The organism is Kitasatospora sp. NE20-6 (assembly GCF_045862635.1).
This window is the reverse complement of the sequence record NZ_BPRL01000053.1, coordinates 23,881-46,774: the sequence shown is the minus strand read 5'-3', so window position 1 is coordinate 46,774 and position 22,894 is coordinate 23,881. Positions and strand designations below refer to the sequence as shown.

The window sequence follows — 22,894 nt, the reverse complement described above, 5'->3', positions numbered from 1 at the left end:
ATGACGGACTCGTCGACGGCGGCGATCCCCGCGCCCGCACCCGCGCCCGCACCGGACCGCGAGCCGCTGCTCAGGGTGACCGGCCTGACCAGGCACTTCCCGATCGCCAAGGGACTGCTGCGCCGCGGCAGCGGCGGCGCCGTCCGCGCGGTGGACGGCCTGGACTTCGAGATCAGGGCCGGCGAGACCCTCGGCGTGGTCGGCGAGTCCGGCTGCGGCAAGTCCACCATGGGCCGGCTGGTGACCCGGCTGGACGAGCCCACCGGCGGGAAGATCGAGTTCGAGGGCACCGACATCACGCACCTCGGGGCCTCGGCGATGCGCCCGCTGCGCCGCGACATCCAGATGATCTTCCAGGACCCGTACTCCTCGCTGAACCCGCGGCACACCGTCGGCACCATCGTCGGTGCGCCGTTCCGGCTGCAGAAGGTGGCCACCGAGGGCGGCGTGAAGAAGGCCGTCCAGGACCTGCTGGAGCTGTGCGGCCTCAACCCGGAGCACTACAACCGCTACCCGCACGAGTTCTCCGGCGGCCAGCGGCAGCGCATCGGCATCGCCCGCGCCCTCGCGCTCAAGCCGAAGATGATCGTCGCCGACGAGCCGGTCTCCGCGCTCGACGTGTCGATCCAGGCGCAGGTGGTCAACCTCCTCGACGACCTGCAGAACGAGCTCGGCCTGACCTACCTGATCATCGCGCACGACCTCTCGGTGGTCCGGCACGTCTCGGACCGGGTCGCCGTGATGTACCTCGGCAAGATCGTCGAGATCGCCGACCGCGACGCCCTGTACGGCGCGCCGATGCACCCGTACACGACCGCGCTGATGTCCGCGGTGCCGGTGCCGGACCCCCGCCGCAAGGAGCGCGGCCAGCGCGACCGCATCCTGCTGACCGGTGACGTGCCGTCGCCGCTCAACCCGCCGTCCGGCTGCCGGTTCCGCACCCGCTGCTGGAAGGCGCAGGACGTCTGTGCCACCCAGGAGCCGCCGCTCGCCGCGGCGCGCGCGGGCCACCAGGTGGCCTGCCACTTCCCGGAGAACACCGGCGGGGCGGACCGGAGCCCGGCCTGACCCGCCCGGCCCGACCTCCCGCCCGGCCCGGACGCCTGCTCAGGCGTCCGGGCCGTGTGCTGTCCGGGCCGCGTGCCGTCCGGCCCGCTGCGCCGATCCGGTTGCGGACCCGCCCGTGCAGCCGCTAGGACCGGTGGCATGACCCTTGACTGGAAAGTCGTCGTCGACTGCGCAGACCCGCACCGCCAGGCCGCCTTCTGGGCCGAGGCGCTGGGCTACCTCGTCGAGGACCACAGCGCCCTGATCGCGCACCTCCTCACCGCCGGAGCCGTCACCCCCGACCTGCTCACCGAACAGGACGGCCACCGGGCCTGGCGCACCCTCGCCGCCGTCCGGCACCCCGACGACCCGGCCGACCCCGTCAGCGACGTCGGCCACGGCCGCCGCCTCCTCTTCCAGCAGGTGCCCGAACCCAAGTCGACCAAGAACCGCCTCCACCTCGACCTGCACGCCGGCCCCGACCGCCGCGAGGCCGAGGTCGACCGGCTGCTCGCCCTCGGCGCCACCGTGCTGGCCCGGATCGACGAGCCCGGCACCCGGCACGTCACGCTCGCCGACCCCGAGGGCAACGAGTTCTGCGTGCAGTGATCCCCTGGACGCATGGAAAGCTTCGCGGAGTTCGAACGGCGCGGCTGGGCGCGCCGCAGCAGCACCTACGGTGACGGCTTCGGCGCGATGACCGCCGGCGTGCACGGCACCCTGCTGGACGCCGTCGGAGCCGGCCCCGGCACCCGGCTGCTGGAGGTCGGCTGCGGCACCGGGCGGCTCGCCGCCCTGGCGTGCGGCCGCGGCGCCGCGACCACCGCCACCGACGCCGTGCCGGAGATGGTCGCGCTCGCCGCCGCGGCCGCGCCCGCCGCCCGGGTGGAGCAGGCCGTGCTGCCGGGCCTGCCGCACCCCGACGGCGTCTTCGACGCCGCGGTCGGCGCCTTCGTGCTCAACCACGTGCCGGACCCGCCCGCGGCGGCGGCCGACCTGCACCGGGTGCTCGCCCCCGGCGGCCGCACCGCCCTCGCCTGCTGGGACACCCTGGCGCGCAACCGGGCCCAGGGCGTCGTGTTCGACGCCGTCCGCGCCGTCGGCGGCACCCCGCCGACGCTCCCCGGCCCGCCGCCGTTCGCCCGGTACGCCTCCGCGGACGGCCTCGCCGGACTCCTCGAAGACGCCGGCTTCCGCCACGTCCGCGTCGACCACGCCCGCTGGACGCACCGCGCCGACCCGGCCGGCTGGTGGCGCGACGTGCTGGCCGGCACCGTGCTCACCGCCGCGCTGGTCGAGGGCCGCCCGCCCGGGGAGACCGAGCGCATCCGGCAGGAGTACCTCCGGCTCGCCGCCCCGTACGCCGCCGACGGCTTCCCGGTCGCCGCGCTCGTCGTGACCGGCACCCGCTGAACGGGGTCATTCGTCCGGACCAGCCGCCGCGGCCTGCTGTTGCACGCCGCCCGCGGCCTGCGTTCACTGACGGTGTCCGGACCCGATCGACGCACGGCCCCGCCCGGTGGCCGGGGGAGTAGGGCAGATGCTCTCAGCACGCAGCCTGTTCCAGGAGATCCACGACGACGACGACGCGTTCCGCCTGTTCTGCAGCATCGCGGCGAAGGGTGAGGACCAGGGCGGCTGGGAGAACGGGCGCATCTCCGCGCTCGTCGCCGACCAGGTCCTCGCCCCCAAGGTCGCCCGGCACGGCGCCGACGAGGACAAGCACGGGCGCATCTTCAAGGCACTGCTGCACAGGCGCGGGCTCGCCCCCGTCGACGTCCCCGGCGACACCGACTACACGATGCGCCTCGAACGCCAGGGCATCGGCCTCGCCCACAGCCGGCTGCGCCGCGACGAACCGCTCACCGAGGAGGACGTCATCGTCTACCTCGCGCACAGCCGCGTCACCGAGCAGCGCGCCTCCGAGCAGATGCGGCTCCTCACGAAGGTCTTCGGCGACCACCCGGACATCGGCCGCGCCGTCCGGATGATCTCGAACGACGAGGACAACCACCTCGCCTTCTGCCACGAGGAACTGCTGCGCCTCGCCGCCGCGGGGCACGGCCGCACCATCCTGCGGCACCTCCAGGAGACCGCCCACGCCGAGATCCGCACCTACCGCGACGTCAGCCTCGCCGTCATGGCCCACATGGGGGTCGTCCTCGACTGGCCGCGCGCCAGGTCCGCGGCCCTCGCGGCGGGGATCCGCTCCGTGTACGCGTGGGAGCGCGCCGCCGGCTGGCACCGCATGACGAGCCTCACCATGCCCGAACGGCTGAACGCCCTCGGCGGCCCCGTCCCGCAGGAGACCTTCGCCTGACGCGCCGCACCGCCCGGCCGCGCCGCACGGCCGCGGGGGCCGCTCCCGGACCGCCGGAGCGGCCCCCGCCGCCGTGCCCGCCCGCCGTGCCTGCCCGCCGCCCCACCGGCCGGTGCACAACCGGACAATCCGACCAGGGAGGATGAGGCGGTGAGCTCGCAAATCTTCCCCCCGGCGCTGCAGCAGACCGTGGACCTGGTCGGCATCTTCGTCTTCGCCCTGTCCGGCGGCCTGCTGGCCGTCCGCAAGAACATGGACATCTTCGGCATCTGCGTGCTCGCCGAGGCGACCGCGCTCGGCGGCGGCGTGATGCGCGACCTCGTCATCGGGGCGACCCCGGTGGCCGCCTTCAGCAACCTCGGCTACTTCTCCACCCCGCTCGCCGCCGGGCTCGTCGTCTTCTTCCTCCACCCCGAGGTCGAGCGGATCAACCGCGCCGTGCAGACCCTCGACGCGGCCGGCCTGGGGCTGTTCTGCGTCACCGGCACCATCAAGGCCCACGACTTCGGCCTGGGCTTCGTGGCCAGCGTCGCCCTCGGCATGCTCACCGCCGCCGGCGGCGGCGTCATCCGCGACCTGCTCGCCATGGACCCGCCCGCCCTGCTGCGCTGGGACCGCGAGATCTACGCGGTGCCCGCCCTGGTCGGCGCCACGCTGGTCGCCCTGCTCATCGCCGCCGGCCGGCTCACCCCGCTCAACGCCTGCGCCGCCGCCCTCACGGCCTTCGTCATCCGGATGCTCGCCCTCAGGTACGGCTGGCGCGCACCACGTGCTTGGCACCGCAACGGTTCTCGCACCAGCGAGGAGTAGGGGCGCCGCCGTACGCCAGCGAGATCGCCTCGGCCGTGCACAGCAGCTCCGGCAGCAGCCGGCCCAGCTCGGCCTCCGCGGCCAGCCGGCCCGGCGCCGAGATCGAGCACACCGCGATCGACCGGCCCTCGGCGCCCACGATCGGCGCGGCCACGCACGACACGGTCTCCCGGCGGCCCTGCGGCTCCTGGTCGACGGCCCAGCCCTGCCGGCGGACGTCCGCCAGCTCGGTCCGCAGCCGGTCCGCGGACACCGCCGCGCCCGGCCCGGCCGGCGCCCTGGTGCCCAGGTCGTCCAGATAGGCCGTCAGCTGATCCTCCGGCAGGTCGGCCAGCAGCACCTTGCCGACCGCGGTGGCCGCCGCCGGCGCGCGGGTGCCGATCCGGCCGGCGGGGGCGGGGGAGCCGCCGGGCGGCGCCGGGTAGCGGCCCTCCACGCGGTCCAGGCACAGCACCACGCCGTCCTCCAGCACGGCGAGCTGCACGGTGTGCCCGTACCGCTCGTTCAGCGACGCCAGGTAGGGCGCGGCGACCTGGCGGATGTCGATGCTCTCCAGCGCCTGCTGGGCCAGGCCGAACAGCCGGCCGCCGAGGCGGTAGCGGTGGTCGGGCTGCCGGTGCACGAAGCCGTGCTCCTGCAGCGTGCGCAGCAGCCGCAGGGCGGTGGACTTGTGCACACCGATCCGTGCGGCGGCCTGGTCGAGCGAGGCGGGGCCCTCCCCCAGCGAGGCCAGGATCGTCAGCGCCCGGTCCACCGTCTGCGACATCCGTCCACCCTCCGCGGCACGCCAGTGAGCCAGGAGGCTAACGGCGCGTTGCACGGGCTGCAATGGCCAAATCGTGACCCCCGCCACCCCGGGGCCCGGCGCACCCGGTGACGGCCCCTACACTGGGAGCCGCCATGCCATATCTCGACCACGCCGCCACCACGCCGATGCTGCCCGAGGCCATCGCCGCGATGCACGCGCACCTCGGGACGGTCGGCAACGCCTCCTCGCTGCACACGGCGGGCCGGCGCGCCCGCCGGGTCGTCGAGGAGTCCCGGGAGTCGCTGGCCGAGGCGCTCGGGGCCCGCCCGAGCGAGATCGTCCTCACCGGCGGCGGCACCGAGTCCGACAACCTCGCCGTGAAGGGCCTCTACTGGGCCCGCCGGGACGCCGACCCGCGCCGCCGCCGGGTGCTGTGCAGCCCCGTCGAGCACCACGCGGTGCTGGACGCCGTGCACTGGCTCGCCGAGCACGAGGGCGCCGAGGTCGAGTACCTGCCGGTCGACGCGTACGGCCGGGTGCACCCGGCGGCGCTCCGCGAGGCCGTCGAACGCGACCCGGACGGCGTCGCCCTGATCACCGTCATGTGGGCCAACAATGAGGTCGGCACGCTCCAGCCCGTCGTCGAACTCGCCGAGGTCGCCCGCGAGTTCGACATCCCGATGCATGCCGACGCGGTGCAGGCGCTCGGCCAGGTGCCGGTCTCCTTCGCCGACTCCGGGCTCACCGCGCTCACCGTCACCGGCCACAAGATCGGCGGCCCGTACGGCGTCGGCGCCCTGCTGCTGGCCCGCAGCGCCACGCCCGTCCCGCTGCTGCACGGCGGCGGCCAGGAGCGCGACGTCCGCTCCGGCACCCTCGACGTGCCCGGCGCCGCCGGTTTCGCGGCCGCCGCCGCCCTCGCCGTCGAACGCCGCGCCGCCCACGCCTCCGCCGTCGCCGCCCTCCGCGACGACCTCGCCGCCCGGGTGCGGAAGGCCGTCCCCGACGCCGTGCTCAACGGCGACCCGGACCCGGCCGGCCGACTGCCCGCCAACGCCCACTTCTCGTTCCCCGGCTGCGAGGGCGACGCCCTGCTCATGCTGCTCGACGCGCAGGGCGTCGAGTGCTCCACCGGCTCCGCCTGCTCCGCCGGCGTGCCCCAGCCCAGCCACGTGCTGCTCGCCATGGGCGCCGACCCGCTGCTCGCCCGCGCCAGCCTGCGGTTCTCCCTCGGCCACACCTCGGTGCCCGCCGACGTCGACGCGCTCGTCCACGCGATCACCCCCGCCGTCGAACGCGCCCGCAACGCCGGCCTCGCCGCCGCCGCCCGCCGCTGACCGCGGCCGACCCCGTACCCTGGTGGGCATCATGAGTGACTTCCCCGGTGCCCCGACCACCCCCTCCGACGGCCGGCGCCTGCGCGTGCTCGCCGCGATGTCCGGCGGGGTCGACTCCGCCGTGGCCGCCGCCCGCGCCGCCGAGGCCGGGCACGAGGTGACCGGCGTGCACCTGGCGCTCGCGTCCAACCCGCAGTCGTTCCGCACCGGCGCCCGCGGCTGCTGCACCCTGGAGGACTCCCGGGACGCCCGCCGCGCCGCCGACGTCATCGGCATCCCGTTCTACGTGTGGGACCTCGCCGAGCGCTTCCGCGAGGACGTCATCGACGACTTCGTCGCGGAGTACGCCGCCGGGCGCACCCCCAACCCGTGCCTGCGCTGCAACGAGAAGATCAAGTTCGCCGCGCTGCTCGACAAGGCCGTCGCCCTCGGCTTCGACGCCGTCTGCACCGGCCACTACGCCCGCATCGTCGAACTCCCCGGCGGCGCCCGCGAGCTCCACCGCGCCGCCGACGCCGCCAAGGACCAGTCGTACGTCCTCGGCGTGCTCGACGCCGACCAGCTCGCCCACTCGCTCTTCCCCCTCGGCGACACCACCAAGGACGAGATCCGGCTGGAGGCCGGGCGCCGCGGACTCGCCGTCGCCAAGAAGCCCGACAGCCACGACATCTGCTTCATCGCCGACGGCGACACCCAGGGCTTCCTCGCCCGCCACCTCGGCACCGCCACCGGCGACATCGTCGACGCCGACGGCACCAAGCTCGGCGAGCACGACGGCGCGTACGGCTTCACCATCGGCCAGCGCAAGGGCCTGCGGATCGGCCGCCCCGCCGCCGACGGCAAGCCCCGCTACGTGCTCGACATCTCACCCGTCACCAACACCGTCACCGTCGGCCCCGCCGAGGGCCTCGACGTGCACGCGCTCACCGCGATCAGGCCGCGCTGGTGCGGGATCCCCGCCGAGGGCGAGGGCCGCTACACCGCCCAGCTCCGCGCCCACGGCGAGGAGGTGCCCGTCACCGCCGCCGTCGACGGCGGCGAACTGCGGGTGCGCCTCGACGCCCCCGCCCGCGGCATCGCCCCCGGCCAGGCCGTCGTGCTGTACGACGGCACCCGCGTCGTCGGCTCCGCCACCATCGCCACCACCGAGCGGCACGCCCTCACCCCCTGACCGGGGGCGCCGGAAACCCGGTGCCGGGGCCCCGGCGCGCCGTGGTAGACCTGAGGGCCTATGAACATCACCGTCTTCTGCTCCGCGTACTCGCTCGACGGCCGCTACACCGCCCCCGCCGCGGAATTCGCCCGGCTCCTCGGCGAGGGCGGCCACACCCTCGTCTGGGGCGGTTCGCACGCCGGCCTCATGGGCCTGCTCGCCGACGGCGTCAAGGAGGCCGGGGGCCGGCTCGTCGGCATCTCCGTCGACCTGCTCGCGCACAAGGCGTACGAGGGCGCCGACGAACTCGTCTCCGCCCCCGACCTCGCCACCCGCAAGGCCCTGCTGCTGGAGCGGGCCGACGCCCTCGTGGTGCTGGTCGGCGGCCTCGGCACCCTCGACGAGATCACCGAGGTGCTGGAACTGAAGAAGCACGCCCTGCACGCCAAGCCGGTCGTCGTCCTCGACACCGAAGGCTTCTACACGGGCCTGCGCACCCAGCTGGAGCGCATGGACGCCGAGGGCTTCCTGCCCCGCCCGCTCGCCGAGCTGGTCACCTTCGCCACCACCCCCGCCGAGGCCCTCGCGGCGCTCGGCCGGGCCGCCTGAGAGGACGCCCCCGCATGGGCACCCACCTGATCACCGGCGCGGGCTCCGGCATCGGCGCCGCCGTCGCGACCCGCCTCCTCGCCCGCGGCGAGGAGGTCCTGCTGCTCGCCCGCGACGCCCGCCGCGCCGCCCAGCTGCGCGAGCGGTTCCCCGGGGCCGCCACCCTCGTCGGCGACCTCGCCGACCCGGCCAAGCTCTCCTGGGCCTTCGGCCACCAGCACCTGCCCGTCGAGATCGACTCCCTGCTGCACGTCGCCGGGGTCGTCGAGCTCGGCCACGTCGGCGACCTGCCCGTCAAGGCCTGGCAGGAGCAGCTGAACGTCAACGCCGTCGCACCCGCCGAGATCACCCGGCTCCTGCTGCCCTTGCTGCGCCAGGCCCGCGGCCACGTCGTCTTCGTCAACTCCGGTGCCGGACTGACCGCCCACGCCAACTGGAGCGCGTACGCCGCGAGCAAGTTCGCCGTCCGCGCGCTCGCCGACGCGCTGCGCGCCGAGGAGCACGCCAACGGCGTCCGCGTCACCACCGTCTACCCCGGCCGCACCGCCACCCCCATGCAGGAGAAGGTGCACCGCCAGGAGGGCCGCGACTACGACCCCGCGCAGTGGATCGACCCGGAGTCCGTCGCCACCGCCGTCGTCACCGCCCTCGACCTCCCGCGGGACGCCGAGATCACCGAGATCACCGTCCGGCCCGGGCGCTAGTCCCCGCCCGTTAGGCTCGTGCCCGTGAGCACTGAGCACCCCTTCCCCGAGCTGTACGGCGCCGCAACGGGCGTCGGGTCGATGCCCGGCACCGACGCCCGCGAGGCGGCCAGGACGGCCGTCGGCGCCCTGGAACAGCTTCCCCACCTGCCGGAGCTGCCCGCCCGCGGCCCCGGCGCCGACATGATCGGGCGGGGTGCCGGGCTGCTCGTCGAGCTCTTCGCCCAGACCGAGCCGAGCGGCTGGCGGTTCGCCGACCGGCCCGGCCGCGACACCCGCCGCGCGCACTCCTGGCTCGGCGAGGACCTCGACGCCCTGGAGGAGTTCACCCAGGGCTGGGAGGGCCCGGTCAAGGTGCAGGCCGTCGGCCCGTGGACGCTCGCCGCCTCGATCGAGCTCAGGTACGGCGAGAAGGCCCTCTCCGACCCCGGCGCCTGCCGCGACATCACCGGCTCCCTCACCGAGGGCCTGCGCCGCCACCTCGCCGACGTCCGCCGCCGCATCCCCGGCGCCCAGGTCGTGCTGCAGCTCGACGAGCCCTCCCTGCCCGCCGTGCTCGACGGCTCCGTGCGGACCGCCAGCGGCTTCCAGCGGCTGCGCTCCGTCGACCGGCAGGTCGCCGAGGAGGCGCTGCGCTCCGTCGTCCGCGCCCTCGACGTGCCCGTCGTGGTGCACAGCTGCGCCCCCGGCGTGCCGCTGCCGCTGCTGCGCCGTGCCGGGGTCGCCGGGATCTCCCTGGACTTCGGGCTCCTGACGGAACGTGACGACGACGAGCTCGGCGAGGCCGTCGAGGCCGGCACCGTGATCCTGGCCGGTGTGGTGCCCTCCGCCGGTGACGGATTGTCCGACCCGGCCGGTAGTGTCCAGGGTGTCAGGAGGTTGTGGCGCAGGCTCGGGCTCGGCCCGGAGCTGCTGGGCCGCCGGGTGCTGGTGACGCCCACCTGCGGGCTGTCGGGGGCGTCCCCCGCGTACGCCCGGCAGGCGCTGTCACACAGCGTGAAGGCGGCGCGGAGCCTGGTGGACAACCCGGAGTGAGACGGTAGGAGGCGCACGGTGGCGGCTGTCGAGGGCTGGGACGAGGTCCCGGCGGGGGCACGGGAGCGGCACGCCGCGCTGGCGGCCGAGATCGAGGACCACCGGTTCAAGTACTACCAGCTCGACACCCCCGTGGTCAGCGACGCCGAGTTCGACCGGCTGATGCGCGAGCTGGAGGCCGTCGAGGCCGAGCACCCGGTGCTGCGCACCCCCGACTCGCCTACCCAGAAGGTCGGCGGCGCCGTCACCGAGCTGTTCGCCGCCGTCGAGCACCGCGAACGCCTCCTCAGCCTCGACAACGCCATGGACGGCGACGAACTCGCCGCCTGGGCCGACCGCGTCGCCGCCGAACTCACCGGGATCGACCACCACTACCTGTGCGAGCTCAAGGTCGACGGACTCGCCGTCAACCTCACCTACGAGAACGGCCGGCTGGTGCAGGCCGCCACCCGCGGCGACGGCCGGGTCGGCGAGGACATCACCGCCAACGTCCGCACCATCAAGGAGATCCCGCACCGCCTCCGGGGCGACGACGTGCCCGCGCTGGTCGAGATCCGCGGCGAGGTGTACTTCCCCACCGAGGCCTTCGACGCGCTCAACGCCTCCTTCGCCGCCGAGAACGAGCGCCGCACCGCGGAGAACGAGCAGCGCGCCAAGGAGGGCAGGCGCCCGCAGGCGCTCGTCCGGCTCTTCATGAACCCGCGCAACGCCGCCGCCGGCTCGCTGCGCCAGAAGGACCCGCACGTCACCGCGGCCCGCCCGCTGCGCATGGTCGTGCACGGCATCGGCGCGCGCACCGGATTCGACATCGACTGCCAGTCGCACGCCTACGAGCTGCTGCGCGGCTGGGGCCTGCCCACCGCGCGCCACAACCGCGTCGTCGGCACCCTCGACGAGGTCCGCGCCTTCATCCGGCAGTACGGCGAGCAGCGGCACTCCGTCGAGCACGAGATCGACGGCGTCGTGGTCAAGGTCGACGAGATCGCCCTGCAGGGCCGGCTCGGCGCCACCTCCAAGTCGCCGCGCTGGGCGATCGCCTGGAAGTACCCGCCGGAGGAGGTCACCGGGAAGCTGGCCGCCATCGAGGTCGGCATCGGCCGCACCGGCCGGGCCACCCCGTACGCGGTGCTCGCCGAGCCGGTGAAGGTGGCGGGCTCGATGGTGCAGTACGCCACGCTGCACAACCAGCAGGTGGTCAAGGCCAAGGACGTGCTGCTGGGCGACACCGTGGTGCTCCGCAAGGCGGGCGACGTCATCCCCGAGATCCTCGGCCCGGTGTACGACCTGCGCGACGGCAGCGAGCGGGAGTTCGTCATGCCCGCCGCGTGCCCCGAGTGCGGCACCGCGCTACGGGCGATGGCCGAGGGCGACATCGACCTGCGCTGCCCGAACGCCCGGCACTGCCCGGCCCAGATCCGCGAGCGGATCGCCTTCCTCGGCGGCCGCTCCTCGCTCGACGTCGAGGGACTGGGCTACGTCGCCGCCACCGCGCTGACCCAGCCGCTGGACCCGGCCGACGCCCCTGTCAAGGACGAGGGGGACATCTTCGGCCTCTCCGCGGAGCAGCTGCTCCCGATCCGGGTGCTCGTCCGCGACCCGAAGACCGGCATGCCCAGGCTCGACGACACCACCGGCGAGGAGAAGGAGGTCTTCTTCTTCGCCACCACCGCGGGCGAGCCGAAGAAGACCACCGGGCTGCTCCTGGACAACCTGGAGAAGGCCAAGGACCGGCCGCTCTGGCGGTTCCTCAACGGCCTGTCGATCCGGCACGTGGGGCCGGTCGCCGCCCAGGCGCTGGCCAGGGAGTTCCGCGACCTCGACGCGGTCTTTGCGGCCGACGAGGAGCGGCTCGCCGCCACCGAGGGCGTCGGCCCGGGCACCGCCCGCGCCGTCCGCGAGTGGTACGCCGAGGACTGGCACCGCGAGATCCTGGAGAAGTGGCGGGCCGCCGGGGTGCGGTTCACCGAGGAGGGCGCCGAGGAGCAGGGCGAGCGCCCGCTGGAGGGCCTCACCGTCGTCGTCACCGGCACCCTCGCCGGCCACACCCGGGACGGCGCCAAGGAGGCCCTGACCTCCCGCGGGGCGAAGGTGACCGGCTCGGTGTCGAAGAAGACGCACTTCGTGGTGGCCGGCGACAATCCCGGCTCCAAGTTCGACAAGGCCGTCCAGCTGGGCCTGCCGGTGCTCGACGACGCCGGCTTCGCCGTCCTGCTGGCCGACGGGCCCGCCGCCGCCCGCGCCCACCTGGGCCTCGACACCGGTGACGCCGGGGACACCCCCGACGCCGGCGCTGCCGCCGCAGGTGTCACCACCGATGCCACCGCCGTGGCCTCCGCCGACGGCGCCGCCGACACCGCCGGAGCCCCCGCGGACGGGACCGGCGAAGAGGCCGCCGGAGCCTGACCGCCGCATCCCGTTACCTTCCTGACACCGCGTCACGGGGTGCGTCGGCCGGAAAATCAGGCATTCTGTCACTGTCCGGCAGCGGTCTGCCGGTGACGCGCCCAGGGTTGTCCGAAACTCCGCCCTGTCGGCGGACACCGGCTTACCCTTGGCGCAACAGCGAGTCAGGCGGGTGAACGGCGGCGGCCTGGGCCGCCGCTCGTGGGGATCACCGGAATCTGACGTCCACCGGCACCGGGTGCGGTGCCTCACCGTAAGGCGGCCTGACGGGGCGGGGCCCGACGGAGGACTGGGCATATGGATCGTACGACCGGCGGCGCGCCCACACGCCCGCCGCAGGGGGTGGCAGGGGCGGTCCTGCTGCTCGGCGTGCTGCTGGCCGGGGCCGCGCCGCTCATCCCGCTGGCCGTGCTGGTCTACCGGTACGAACCCGAACTGCTGCCGCTGTTCGCCGTGCCGCTGGCCGTCCTCGTCGCCGCCTGGCGGATCGCCCGGGACCGCGCCAGGGACCAGCTCACCGACCACCTCACCGACCTGCCGAACCGTCAGGCGCTGCTCCTCGCCGCGCAGGAGGCCATCGCCCGGCACGACGGCGAGGACGACTACAGCGTCGGCGTCATCCTGCTCGACCTCGACCGCTTCCGGTCGCTCAACGACGCCCTCGGCCACACCGCCGGCGACCGCCTGCTGGTGCACATCGCCCGCCGGCTGCACCGGGCGCTGCGGGCCGGCCACGCCCGGCCCTCCGGCGTCACCTCCCGCTCCGCCCCGGTCGAGGTCGCCGCCGCCCTGTCGGCGCCCGGCCACCGCGGGGCCCGGCCGGTGGTGGCCCGGATGGGCGGCGACGAGTTCGCGGTGCTGCTGCCCGGCCTCGGCGACCCCGAGACCCTGGAGCGGCTCGCCCGCGCCCTCATCGCCGAACTGGCCGCACCGATCCGCCTGGACGGCCTGCTGCTCGTCCTGGAGGCCAGCGCCGGCGTCTGCGTCTACCCCACCCACGCCCGGGACGCCGAGGCGCTGCTGCGCCGCGCGGACGTCGCCATGGGCCACGCCCAGCGCGGCCGCAGCGGCGTCGAGGTCTACCACGAGGCCCAGGACATCGACACGCCCTTCCGGATCGGCCTGCTCGGCGACCTGCGGCGCGCCCTGGAGACCGGCGAGGTGCAGCTCCACTACCAGCCGAAGGTCGCCTTCGACGGCCGGGTGGTCGGCCTGGAGGCCCTGCTGCGCTGGGACCGCCCCGGGCAGGGCCGGGTGCCGCCCGACGAGTTCATCGGCCTCGCGGAGTCCAGCGGCCTCATGCCGCGACTCACCGACTACGTGCTGGAGGCGGCCGTCGGCCAGCTCGCCGCCTGGCGCGACCAGGGCCTGCAGGTGCCGGTGGCGGTCAACGTCTCCCCGCGGGACGTCCTCAACCCCGGCTTCGCCGCCCGGGTGGCCGGGCACCTCACCCGCCACCAGGTGCCCGCCCACGCCCTCCAGCTGGAGATCACCGAGCGGCTGCTGCTCGACGACTCCCGCCGCGCCGCCGAGACCCTCGCCGAGCTCCGCCGCTACGGGGTCGGCATGTCGCTGGACGACTTCGGCACCGGCCACTCCTCGATGGCGCGGCTGCGCAGCCTGCCGGTCGGCGAGCTGAAGATCGACCGCTCGTTCGTCTCCCGGATGGTCGCCGACGACCACGACGCCGCCGTGGTGCGCTGCTCGGTCGAGCTCGCGCACTCGCTGGGCCTGACCGTGGTCGCGGAGGGCGTCGAGGACGACGAGACCTGGGAGCGGCTGCAGGGCATGGGCGTGGACGCCGTGCAGGGCTGGCTCGTCTCCGCCGCGCTGCCCGCCGACCAGGCCACCGCCTGGCTGATGGTGCGGCAGGCCGGCACGCCCCGGGTCGAGCGGCTCGCGCCGCAGCCGCCCGTCCCGCAGGTGCCGCCCGTGCCGCAGCCGCGGTCGCTGCCGGTGGTGCCCGCCCAGGCGGAACTGCCCGCGCCCGCGCCGACCACCCAGACCTGACCTCGGACCCCTCCTTGTTGCGGATGCGGTGACTCCGGTTGAGTGTGACCCTCTGAGCACACACCGGACGCGTCGAAGGAGACCCCGTGAGCGAGCAGCGCACGGTCGCAGTGCTGGCCGGCCTCGCCCTGCTGGCGGGTGCCGCCGCGTGCGGCCAGGCCGGGAACGACCCCGCGGCGGGCGGCGCCGGCCCGGCCGCGGCGACGGCCGCGGGCTCCGCCGGCGGCAGCGGTACGGCCTCCGGCGGCCCGTCCGGCGGCCCGTCCTCCCCGGCGGCGCCCGCCGCCTCGACCGCCCCCGCCAACGGCGTGGAGGCGCTCCCCGCGGGCGAGATCGTCGACCGCTCCGTGGCCGCCCTCAAGGAGGCCCGCTCGGTGCGGATCACCGGCAAGGGCACCAGCGGCGGCCAGTCGGTCACCTTCGACCTGGCCGCCGACGCCGACGGCAACTGCGCGGGCACCATGGGCCTGAGCGGCCAGGGCAGCTTCCGGCTGGTCAAGCTCGGCACCCAGCTGTGGGTGAAGCCCGACGCGGTGTTCTGGCTCGGCCACGGCGGACCCGCCGCCCAGGACCTGGTCGGCGACAAGTACCTGAAGACCACCACCGACAACACCGACTTCTCCGCCATGGGCACCGTCTGCGACCTGGACGCCCTCGGCGGCTCCCTCGCCGACCGGGCGGGCGTCCTCGCGGTCGGCGGCACCACCACCGTGGCGGGCGCCCCGGCGGTCACCGTCACCGGCGACGGCGAGGACGGCCGCAGCACGCTGGCGGTGGCCACCCGCGGCGCGCCGTACCCGCTGCAGGTGGAGCGGACCGGCGGCGCCGAGACCGGCCGGGTCGACCTGAAGGAGTTCGGCGTCCCCGTGCCGACCACCGCGCCCTCGCCCGCCGAGACCGTCGACCTCGACGCGCTGAACGGCGGAACCGACGACGGCAGCGAGCCCACCGATCCCGCCGACCCGTCCGATCCCGCCGACCCGTCCGGCTCCGCGGAGCCGTCCGAGCCGTCCGATCCCGGGCCGGTGAACCCCGTCGGCCTGCTGCTCTGACCGCCGGCCGCCGCACCGGGCCCGCGCCCGCGACCGCCCGGCCCGGCGGTCGCGGGCTTCTGCGTCACGGGGCGCCGCGGTGCGCGCCATAGGATGTGTCCCTAGACCAAGAGGACGGGCCCGCCCCCGGTCTCACCCGAACCCGAACCTGAGGATCGCTGCATGCCTGGCATCACGCGCGAGGAGGTCGCCCACCTCGCCCGGCTGTCGCGTCTGGAGTTGCAGGCCGAAGAGCTGGACCACTTCGCCGAGCAGCTCGACGTGATCATCGGCGCGGTCGCCCGCGTATCCGAGGTCGCCGGACAGGACGTCCCGCCGACCTCCCACCCGCTGCCGCTGACGAACGTCATGCGCGCCGACGAGGTGCGGCCCTCGCTCACCCCCGAGCAGGCCCTCTCCGGCGCCCCGGCCAGCGAGGAACAGCGTTTCCGTGTGCCCCAGATCCTCGGGGAGGACTGACCGATGACCGAGCTCATCCACTACACCGCCGCAGAGACCGCCGCCGCGATCTCCGCCGGCCGGGTCTCCGCCGTCGAGGTCGCCCAGGCGCACCTGGACCGCATCGACGCCGTCGACAAGAAGGTCAACGCCTTCCTCCACGTCGACACCGAGGGCGCGCTGAACGCCGCCCGCGCCGTCGACGGGAAGCGCGCCCGCGGCGAGGAACTCGGCCCGCTGGCCGGCGTCCCGCTCGCCCTCAAGGACGTCTTCACCACCAAGGGCGTCCCCACGACCTGCGGCTCGAAGATCCTCGAAGGCTGGATCCCGCCGTACGACGCCACCGTGACGACCCGTCTGAAGGACGCCGGCGTCGTCGTGCTCGGCAAGACCAACATGGACGAGTTCGCGATGGGCTCCTCCACCGAGAACTCCGCCTACGGCCCCACCGGCAACCCGTGGGACCTCTCCCGCATCCCCGGCGGCTCCGGCGGCGGCTCCGCCGCGGCGCTCGCCGCGTACGAGGCCCCGCTCGCCATCGGCACCGACACCGGCGGCTCGATCCGCCAGCCCGGCGCCGTCACCGGCACCGTCGGCGTCAAGCCGACCTACGGCACCGTGTCGCGCTACGGCCTCGTCGCGTTCTCCTCCTCGCTCGACCAGGGCGGCCCGTGCGCCCGCACCGTCCTCGACGCGGCCCTGCTGCACGAGGCCATCGCCGGGCACGACCCGCTCGACTCCACCTCGGTCGACGCCCCCGTGCCCGCCGTCGTCGCCGCCGCGAAGCTCCGCGACGTCCGCGGCATGCGCATCGGCGTCGTCAAGGAGTTCGGCGGCGAGGGCTACCAGGCCGGCGTCATGCAGCGCTTCCACGAGTCCGTGGAGCTGCTGCGCGAGCTCGGCGCGGAGGTCGTCGAGGTCTCCTGCCCGTCGTTCACCCTCGCCCTGCCCGCCTACTACCTCATCGCGCCCAGCGAGGCCTCCTCCAACCTGGCCCGCTTCGACGCCATGCGGTACGGCCTGCGCGTCGGCGACGACGGCACCCGCTCCGCCGAGGACATCACCGCCCTCACCCGCGAGGCCGGCTTCGGCGCCGAGGTCAAGCGCCGCATCATCCTCGGCACGTACGCCCTCTCCTCGGGCTACTACGACGCCTACTACGGCTCCGCGCAGAAGGTCCGCACGCTCATCTCGCGCGACTTCGACGCGGCCTTCGCGGGCGTGGACGTGCTGATCTCGCCCACCACCCCGACCACGGCCTTCCCGATCGGCGAGCGCGCGGACGACCCGATGGCCATGTACCTGGCCGACCTGTGCACCATCCCGTCGAACCTGGCGGGCAACGCGGCCATGTCGCTGCCCTGCGGCCTGGCCCCGGAGGACAATCTCCCGGTCGGCCTCCAGATCATCGCCCCCGCGATGGCGGACGACCGCCTGTACCGCGTGGGCGGCGCCGTCGAGGCCGCACTCAACGACAAGTGGGGACACCCCCTGCTGGAGGAGGCACCGGCTCTGTGAGCAGCATCGCGAAGGCCAAGGGGTTCAAGCACTCCAAGCCCGGCCTCTGGCTGTCCATCGGCACCACCGCGTTCGGCGCGGTCTCGATCGTCAAGGACGTCCGGAAGGCCCGCGGCGACCACGACACCCTCAAGCTGATCAACGCCCTGGTCGGGGCCGCCGCCCTGATCACCGGCACCGCCCTGCTGCTGCGCGAGCTCAAGCAGCTCGGCGACGACGACGTCCTGCTGGGCTGACGGGCCCGCACCTCTCAAGATTTCAACGAAGGGGGCGCAGTGAGCGCCATTAGCCTGGTCTCGTACGAGGACGCTCTCGCCTCGTACGACCCGGTGATGGGCCTTGAGGTCCACGTCGAGCTGGGGACCAAGACCAAGATGTTCTGCGGCTGCTCGACCGAGCTCGGCGCCGATCCGAACTCCCAGACCTGTCCGACCTGCCTCGGCCTGCCCGGCTCGCTGCCGGTCGTCAACGCGGTCGGCGTGGAGTCGGCGATCCGCATCGGCCTGGCCCTGAACTGCTCGATCGCCGAGTGGTGCCGGTTCGCCCGGAAGAACTACTTCTACCCGGACATGCCGAAGAACTTCCAGACCTCCCAGTACGACGAGCCGATCGCCTTCGACGGCTACCTCGACGTGCAGCTGGAGGACGGCGAGGTCTTCCGCGTGGAGATCGAGCGCGCCCACATGGAGGAGGACACCGGCAAGTCGACCCACGTCGGCGGAGCCACCGGCCGCATCCACGGCGCCTCCCACTCGCTGCTCGACTACAACCGGGCCGGCATCCCGCTCATCGAGATCGTCACCAAGCCGATCCAGGGCGCCGGCGAGCGGGCCCCCGAGGTCGCCAAGGCGTACGTCGCCGAACTGCGCGAGCTCATCCGGGCGCTCGGCGTCTCCGAGGCCCGCATGGACAAGGGCCAGATGCGCTGCGACGTCAACCTGTCGCTGCGCCCCAACGGCACCGAGAAGTTCGGCACCCGCAGCGAGACGAAGAACGTCAACTCCCTGCGCAGCGTCGAGCGGGCCGCCCGGTTCGAGATCCAGCGCCACGCCACCGTCCTCACCGACGGCGGCACCATCGTGCAGGAGACCCGGCACTTCCACGAGGAGAACGGCAGCACCACCGCCGGCCGGATCAAGGACAACGCCGAGGACTACCGGTACTTCCCGGAGCCCGACCTCGTGCCGATCGCCCCGGCCCGTGAGTGGGTCGAGGAGATCCGGGCGTCGCTGCCCGAGCTGCCGCGGGTGCGCCGCGCCCGTCTGCAGGCCGAGTGGGGCCTGTCCGACAAGGACATGCAGGCCGTGCTGAACGCCGGCGCGGTCACGCCGATCCTGGAGACCATCGGCGCCGGCGCCCCCGCCGACCAGGCCCGCAAGTGGTGGCTCGGCGAGCTCGCCCGCCGCGCCAACGAGTCCGGCACCGAGCTCACCGACCAGCCGATCACCCCGGCCCAGGTCGCCCGGGTCTGCGCCCTGGTCGCCGAGGGCAAGCTCAACGACAAGCTGGCCCGCCAGGTCATCGAGGGCGTCCTCGCCGGCGAGGGCGAGCCGGACGAGGTCGTCGCCGCACGCGGCCTGGCCGTCGTCTCGGACGACTCCGCGCTCGGCGCGGCCGTCGACCAGGCCATCGCCGACAACCCGGACGTCGCCGCGAAGATCCGCGACGGCAAGGTGCAGGCCGTCGGCGCGCTGGTCGGGGCGGTCATGAAGACCACCCGCGGCCAGGCCGACGCGGCCCGCGTCAAGGACCTCATCCTGGCCAAGCTGGTCTGAGGCCCCGCGCTCCCCGGAGCCCGCCCCGTCGCCCCGGCGACCGGGCGGGCTCCGTGCGTCCGGCCCCCACCGGCAGCAGGTCCCGTCGGCCGGTCCCGTCGGCCGGTCCCGGCAACCGGTCCCGTCGGCCGGTCCCGTCGGCCTAAGGCACCCCCGGCCACCGCCTAAGGCCCCGCACCCCGGGGAGATCCGGCATCCTGCCGATGCGGCCTACCCCCCTGGGCGAGGAGGCTCGTGGTCGACGACGAACGAGGGGACCACGATGATCGAGTACGAGCTCGCCCGGCAGCAGCAGGCGGAACTCCACCGGCAGGCCGCCCACGCCCGGCTCGCCCGGGAGGCCGCCGAGGCCGCCCGCGGCGACCGGACACCCGCCCGCTGGCGGCGGTTCGCCGACGGCGTACGCCCGGCCGGCCGGCGCCCCGCGCGCACGGCCGAATGCTGACAGAACGGTACGACCCGGCCGTCCGGCCGGTGCACGGAGGGGAGGACGCCGACGGCGCCTCCCCTCCCGGCCGTCCGGACCGCGGAAAAACCCCTCCGAACCCGTCCGGCCCGTGTGGCATGCTCGCCGCCATGGAGCAGCAGTACTCGGTGAGCCCCGTCTTCGTCGGCCGCGGCACGGAGTGCGAGGCGCTCGCCGCCGCGCTGCGCCGCGCGGACGCCGGCGAACCGCAGGCCGTCCTGGTCGGCGGCGAGGCCGGGGTGGGCAAGACCCGCCTCGTCGAGGAGTTCCTCGCCACGGCCGCCGCCGCGGGCGCCGTCACCGCCCTCGGCGGCTGCCTGGAGATCGGCGCCGAAGGCCTGCCGTACGCCCCGCTGGCCACCGCGCTGCGCCGCCTGCACCGGCTGCTCGGCGCCCGCCTCGAACAGGCCGCCCGCGGCATGGAGGGCCATCTCGCCCGCCTGCTGCCGGACTTCGGCGAGGCCGACGGCGAACCCAACAACGAGTACGGCCGGGCCCGGCTCTTCGAGCACACCGAGCGCCTCTTCGAACGCCTCGGCGCGGAGCGCACCCTCGTCCTCGTCGTCGAGGACCTCCACTGGTCGGACCGCTCCACCCGCGAACTGCTCGCCTACCTCATCCGCACCCTGCACCGCGCCCGGGTGATGATCGTCGCCACGTACCGCACCGACGACCTGCACCGGCGCCACCCGCTGCGGCCCTTCCTCGCCGAGCTGGAGCGCCAGCGCACCGTGCAGCGCCTCGAACTCGACCGCTTCGACCGGCCCGAGGTGACCGCCCAGCTCGCCGGGATCCTCGGCACCGAGGCCCCGGAGCTGGCCCTCGTCGACCGCATCCACCGCCGCTCCGAGGGCAACCCGTTCTTCGTCGAGGAACTCGCCACGGCGCACCAGCAGGGCTGCCTCGCCGGGATGACCGACTCGCTGCGCGACATCCTGCTGGTACGCGTCGAGGCACTGCCCGACGCCACCCAGCAGGTGCTGCGGATCGCCGCCGAGGGCGGGTCCTGCGTGGAGCACGCCCTGCTGGCCGCCGTCCTCGACGAGGGCGAGGAGCGCCTCATCGAGGCGCTGCGCACCGCCGTCGGCGCCAACATCCTGCGGCCCGACCCCGACGGCGAGGGCTACTGCTTCCGGCACGCGCTCGTCCGCGAGGCCGTCTCCGACGACCTCCTGCCCGGTGAGCGCCACCGCATCAACCGCCGCTTCGCGGCCGCGCTGGAGGCCGACCCCTCCCTCGTCGGCGGGGACGTCCGGCCCGCCCGGCTCGCCAACTACTGGTACCACGCGCACGACCCGGCCCGCGCCCTCCCCGCCGCCCTGGACGCTGCCCGCGCGGCCCGCCGCCGCAACGCCTTCGCCGAGCAACTGCGCATGCTGGAACGGGCCCTGGAGCTCTGGGACGAGGTCTCCGAGGAGGACATGGCCCGCACCCTGCGGCCCTACGACTGGGCGGAGACCTACCCCGCCTGCACGTGCGCGAGCAGCACCCACGACGACTCCTGCGACCGGCTGAAGATCGTCGACGTGCTCGCCGAGGCCGTCGTCGCCGCCCGGCGCAGCGGCGAACGCGAACGCGGCCTCAGCCTCGCCAAACGGGCCGTCGGCATGGTCGACGAGGGCCGCAGCCCGCTGCGCGCGGCGTGGTTCCGGATGCAGCGGGCCCGGATGCTCGGCCACCTGCACCGGCCCGGCGGCGACACCGAGCTGGAGCACGCCCGGCAGCTGGTCGCCGACCTCGGGCCGTCCGCGGTGCAGGCCGAGGTGTTCGCCCTGGAGGCCTCCCACGCGATGCTGCGCCGGCCCGGGCCGGGCCACCTGGAGCTAGCCGAGCGGGCCGTGCGGATCGCCCGCGAGGTCGGCGCCGTGGACGTCGAGCAGCACGCCCGGATGACCCTGGCGGGCCTGACCGCCGACTTCGGCGACCCGGCGGCCGCCGAGGCGCTCCTCGCGGACGCGGTGGAGCGCGCCCGCGAGATCGGCACCCCCGACCTCTACCTCCGCGGCCTCAACAACCTGGCCAGCCTGCTCAACGACCTCGGCCGCTCCGAGCGGGCCGCCGAGGCGGCCGAGCGCGGCCTGGAGGCGGCCGGCCGCACCGGCCTGCTCGGCAACACCGGGGCGATCCTGTCGGGCAACCTGGTGGAGGCGCTGATCACGGCGGGCCGCACCCGGCGGGCCGCCGAGGTGCTCGACGACTGGGACACCGACCCGGCGCGGGCCTCCAGCCACGAGTTCCGGCACCGCCTGCACGCCGAGCTCGCCCTGCTGGACGCCGACCCGGAGAGCGCCGCCGCCCACCTCGCGCAGTCCCGCGCGGCCGGGCGCAACGACCAGCCGCAGCACACGCTGCCGGCCGCGCGGGTCGCCGTCGGCGTCGAGGCGCGCCGGGGGCGGCCGCTCGCGGCCCGGGCGGAGCTGCTGGCCGTGCTCGACGCCGGGCTGCCCGCGGGCAGTGCCGGGACCGTCCTGCCGCTGCTCGCGGCCGCCGCGGCGGCCGAGGCCGACGCCCGCGCGCTGCCCGCCGCGGCCGAGGGCCGGGCCGCCGTCCTGGCCCGGATCGCCGCGGCGACGCCGCCGGGCACCGGAGTGCCGCTGCACGCGGGCTGGGCCCGGCTGCTGGAGGGCGAACTCGCCCGCGCGGCCGGCGACGACGGGCGGGCCGCCGCCTCCTGGCAGGCGGCGATCGACGTGCTGCGGCCGTGCGGACCGCCCGGTCCGACGGCCCTGGCCCTGCTGCGGGCCGCCGAGTGCGCCGCCGCGGCCGGGCGGCGCGAGGAGGCGCGGGCGCTGCTGCAGGAGGCCGCCGACCTCGCCGGGAGGGCCGGGGACCGGCACCTGGCGGCGGAGGCCGCCCACCTCGCCGACCGGGCCGGGCTCGCCGCGGCGCCCGCCGGCCCGCGGGTGCCCGTCCGGGCGGCCGGGCCGGAGGCCGTCCTCGGTCTCACGCCGCGCGAGCACGACGTGCTGCGGCTGCTGGCGCTGGGCCGCACCAACCGGCAGATCGCGGAGGAGCTGTACATCTCGCCGAAGACGGCGAGCGTGCACGTCTCCAACATCCTGGCGAAGCTCGGGGTGGCGGGCCGCGGCGAGGCGGCGGCGGTCGCGCACCGGCTGCGGCTCTTCGGTGCGGACGGCCCCGCGCGTGCGGGCGCCTGACGTCCGGCCGGTGGGCCGACCGCCGGGCCGATCGCCGGGCCGACCGGGGGGCGTGACCGGCACAACGGGGCGCACGGCACATTCCGGGCGCCCGTGCCGCCGCCCGCCGGCCCGGCACGGAGGACTCCGTCACCCCCGGCACCATTACTCTAAGTTGAGCATGCGTGCCGTTGAGTGACCGCTGTGGTGTAGTGTCCCGGGTGGGAACACTGGTACGGCACGGCGGAACAGGCCCCCCGCGACGCGACGGTGACGTGGCGTCAGGGTGCTTCTGGTCGCTGCGAAGCCGAGGTCCGGGAGCGGACGAGCCC

General features: G+C 75.1%; 19 protein-coding genes and 1 pseudogene. 19 read left to right on the top strand and 1 reads right to left on the bottom strand.

The features are described 5' to 3' along the window. The 5 genes from SNE206_RS29580 (at position 1) to SNE206_RS29560 (ending at position 4,177) form a co-directional block, all read left to right on the top strand. The gene (locus SNE206_RS29580) at positions 1-1,068 is read left to right on the top strand and encodes an ABC transporter ATP-binding protein (protein WP_407916577.1); all 1,068 of its coding nucleotides are present in this window, start codon (positions 1-3) and stop codon (positions 1,066-1,068) included. Positions 1,069-1,206: 138 nt separating this feature from the next. After that, on the top strand, positions 1,207-1,656 hold the full coding sequence (locus SNE206_RS29575; protein WP_407916576.1) for a VOC family protein: 450 nt from the start codon (positions 1,207-1,209) through the stop codon (positions 1,654-1,656). Between the two features lie 12 nt (positions 1,657-1,668). Then, positions 1,669-2,460, top strand: coding sequence for a class I SAM-dependent methyltransferase (locus tag SNE206_RS29570; RefSeq protein ID WP_407916575.1), 792 nt, complete (start codon positions 1,669-1,671; stop codon positions 2,458-2,460). Between the two features lie 127 nt (positions 2,461-2,587). Further along, complete coding sequence (locus SNE206_RS29565) at positions 2,588-3,367, top strand: ferritin-like domain-containing protein (protein WP_407916574.1); 780 nt, start codon at positions 2,588-2,590, stop codon at positions 3,365-3,367. A 150-nt stretch (positions 3,368-3,517) separates the two neighbouring features. After that, a complete protein-coding gene (locus SNE206_RS29560; RefSeq protein WP_405011493.1) occupies positions 3,518-4,177 on the top strand; it encodes a trimeric intracellular cation channel family protein in 660 nt (219 codons plus the stop codon). Here SNE206_RS29560 and SNE206_RS29555 read toward each other — a convergent pair. Further along, positions 4,113-4,943, bottom strand: a complete 831-nt coding sequence (locus tag SNE206_RS29555) for an IclR family transcriptional regulator (RefSeq protein ID WP_407916573.1) — start codon at positions 4,941-4,943, stop codon at positions 4,113-4,115. The two genes, SNE206_RS29560 and SNE206_RS29555, sit on opposite strands and share 65 nt — an antisense overlap. A gap of 134 nt (positions 4,944-5,077) precedes the next feature. On the opposite strand from SNE206_RS29555, the gene SNE206_RS29550 reads away from it, so the two are divergent. The 14 genes and pseudogenes from SNE206_RS29550 to SNE206_RS29485 all read left to right on the top strand — a co-directional run bounded on the left by SNE206_RS29550 (position 5,078) and on the right by SNE206_RS29485 (position 22,583). Beyond that, positions 5,078-6,262 (top strand): cysteine desulfurase family protein, encoded by a 1,185-nt coding sequence (locus tag SNE206_RS29550; RefSeq protein ID WP_407916572.1) that lies wholly within the window; start codon positions 5,078-5,080, stop codon positions 6,260-6,262. A 31-nt stretch (positions 6,263-6,293) separates the two neighbouring features. Continuing rightward, complete coding sequence (mnmA, locus tag SNE206_RS29545; RefSeq protein ID WP_407916571.1) at positions 6,294-7,433, top strand: tRNA 2-thiouridine(34) synthase MnmA; 1,140 nt, start codon at positions 6,294-6,296, stop codon at positions 7,431-7,433. A gap of 60 nt (positions 7,434-7,493) precedes the next feature. After that, positions 7,494-8,024 carry a TIGR00730 family Rossman fold protein gene (locus SNE206_RS29540; protein WP_407916570.1) on the top strand — a complete coding sequence of 177 codons (531 nt, stop codon included), beginning with the start codon at positions 7,494-7,496 and terminating at the stop codon, positions 8,022-8,024. Positions 8,025-8,038: 14 nt separating this feature from the next. Beyond that, positions 8,039-8,728, top strand: a complete 690-nt coding sequence (locus tag SNE206_RS29535; protein WP_407916569.1) for an SDR family oxidoreductase — start codon at positions 8,039-8,041, stop codon at positions 8,726-8,728. A 24-nt stretch (positions 8,729-8,752) separates the two neighbouring features. Continuing rightward, positions 8,753-9,763 carry a methionine synthase gene (locus tag SNE206_RS29530; RefSeq protein ID WP_407916568.1) on the top strand — a complete coding sequence of 337 codons (1,011 nt, stop codon included), beginning with the start codon at positions 8,753-8,755 and terminating at the stop codon, positions 9,761-9,763. A gap of 18 nt (positions 9,764-9,781) precedes the next feature. Continuing rightward, on the top strand, positions 9,782-12,166 hold the full coding sequence (gene ligA, locus SNE206_RS29525; protein ID WP_407916567.1) for an NAD-dependent DNA ligase LigA: 2,385 nt from the start codon (positions 9,782-9,784) through the stop codon (positions 12,164-12,166). A 360-nt stretch (positions 12,167-12,526) separates the two neighbouring features. Beyond that, a pseudogene (locus tag SNE206_RS29520) lies at positions 12,527-14,176 on the top strand (putative bifunctional diguanylate cyclase/phosphodiesterase); the annotation flags it as partial. 86 nt (positions 14,177-14,262) lie between these two features. Next, the gene (locus SNE206_RS29515; protein WP_407916566.1) at positions 14,263-15,228 is read left to right on the top strand and encodes a hypothetical protein; all 966 of its coding nucleotides are present in this window, start codon (positions 14,263-14,265) and stop codon (positions 15,226-15,228) included. 162 nt (positions 15,229-15,390) lie between these two features. Then, the gene (gene gatC, locus SNE206_RS29510; RefSeq protein ID WP_033820075.1) at positions 15,391-15,687 is read left to right on the top strand and encodes an Asp-tRNA(Asn)/Glu-tRNA(Gln) amidotransferase subunit GatC; all 297 of its coding nucleotides are present in this window, start codon (positions 15,391-15,393) and stop codon (positions 15,685-15,687) included. A gap of 3 nt (positions 15,688-15,690) precedes the next feature. Continuing rightward, the gene (gene gatA / locus SNE206_RS29505; protein ID WP_407916565.1) at positions 15,691-17,184 is read left to right on the top strand and encodes an Asp-tRNA(Asn)/Glu-tRNA(Gln) amidotransferase subunit GatA; all 1,494 of its coding nucleotides are present in this window, start codon (positions 15,691-15,693) and stop codon (positions 17,182-17,184) included. Beyond that, positions 17,181-17,420 carry a hypothetical protein gene (locus tag SNE206_RS29500; protein WP_407916564.1) on the top strand — a complete coding sequence of 80 codons (240 nt, stop codon included), beginning with the start codon at positions 17,181-17,183 and terminating at the stop codon, positions 17,418-17,420. The genes gatA and SNE206_RS29500 overlap by 4 nt, the downstream gene beginning before the upstream one ends. A gap of 39 nt (positions 17,421-17,459) precedes the next feature. Continuing rightward, the gene (gene gatB, locus SNE206_RS29495) at positions 17,460-18,959 is read left to right on the top strand and encodes an Asp-tRNA(Asn)/Glu-tRNA(Gln) amidotransferase subunit GatB (protein ID WP_407916563.1); all 1,500 of its coding nucleotides are present in this window, start codon (positions 17,460-17,462) and stop codon (positions 18,957-18,959) included. Positions 18,960-19,221: 262 nt separating this feature from the next. Continuing rightward, on the top strand, positions 19,222-19,404 hold the full coding sequence (locus SNE206_RS29490) for a hypothetical protein (RefSeq protein WP_407916562.1): 183 nt from the start codon (positions 19,222-19,224) through the stop codon (positions 19,402-19,404). Between the two features lie 131 nt (positions 19,405-19,535). Next, positions 19,536-22,583 (top strand): AAA family ATPase, encoded by a 3,048-nt coding sequence (locus SNE206_RS29485; RefSeq protein WP_407916561.1) that lies wholly within the window; start codon positions 19,536-19,538, stop codon positions 22,581-22,583. Positions 22,584-22,894: the final 311 nt, after the last annotated feature.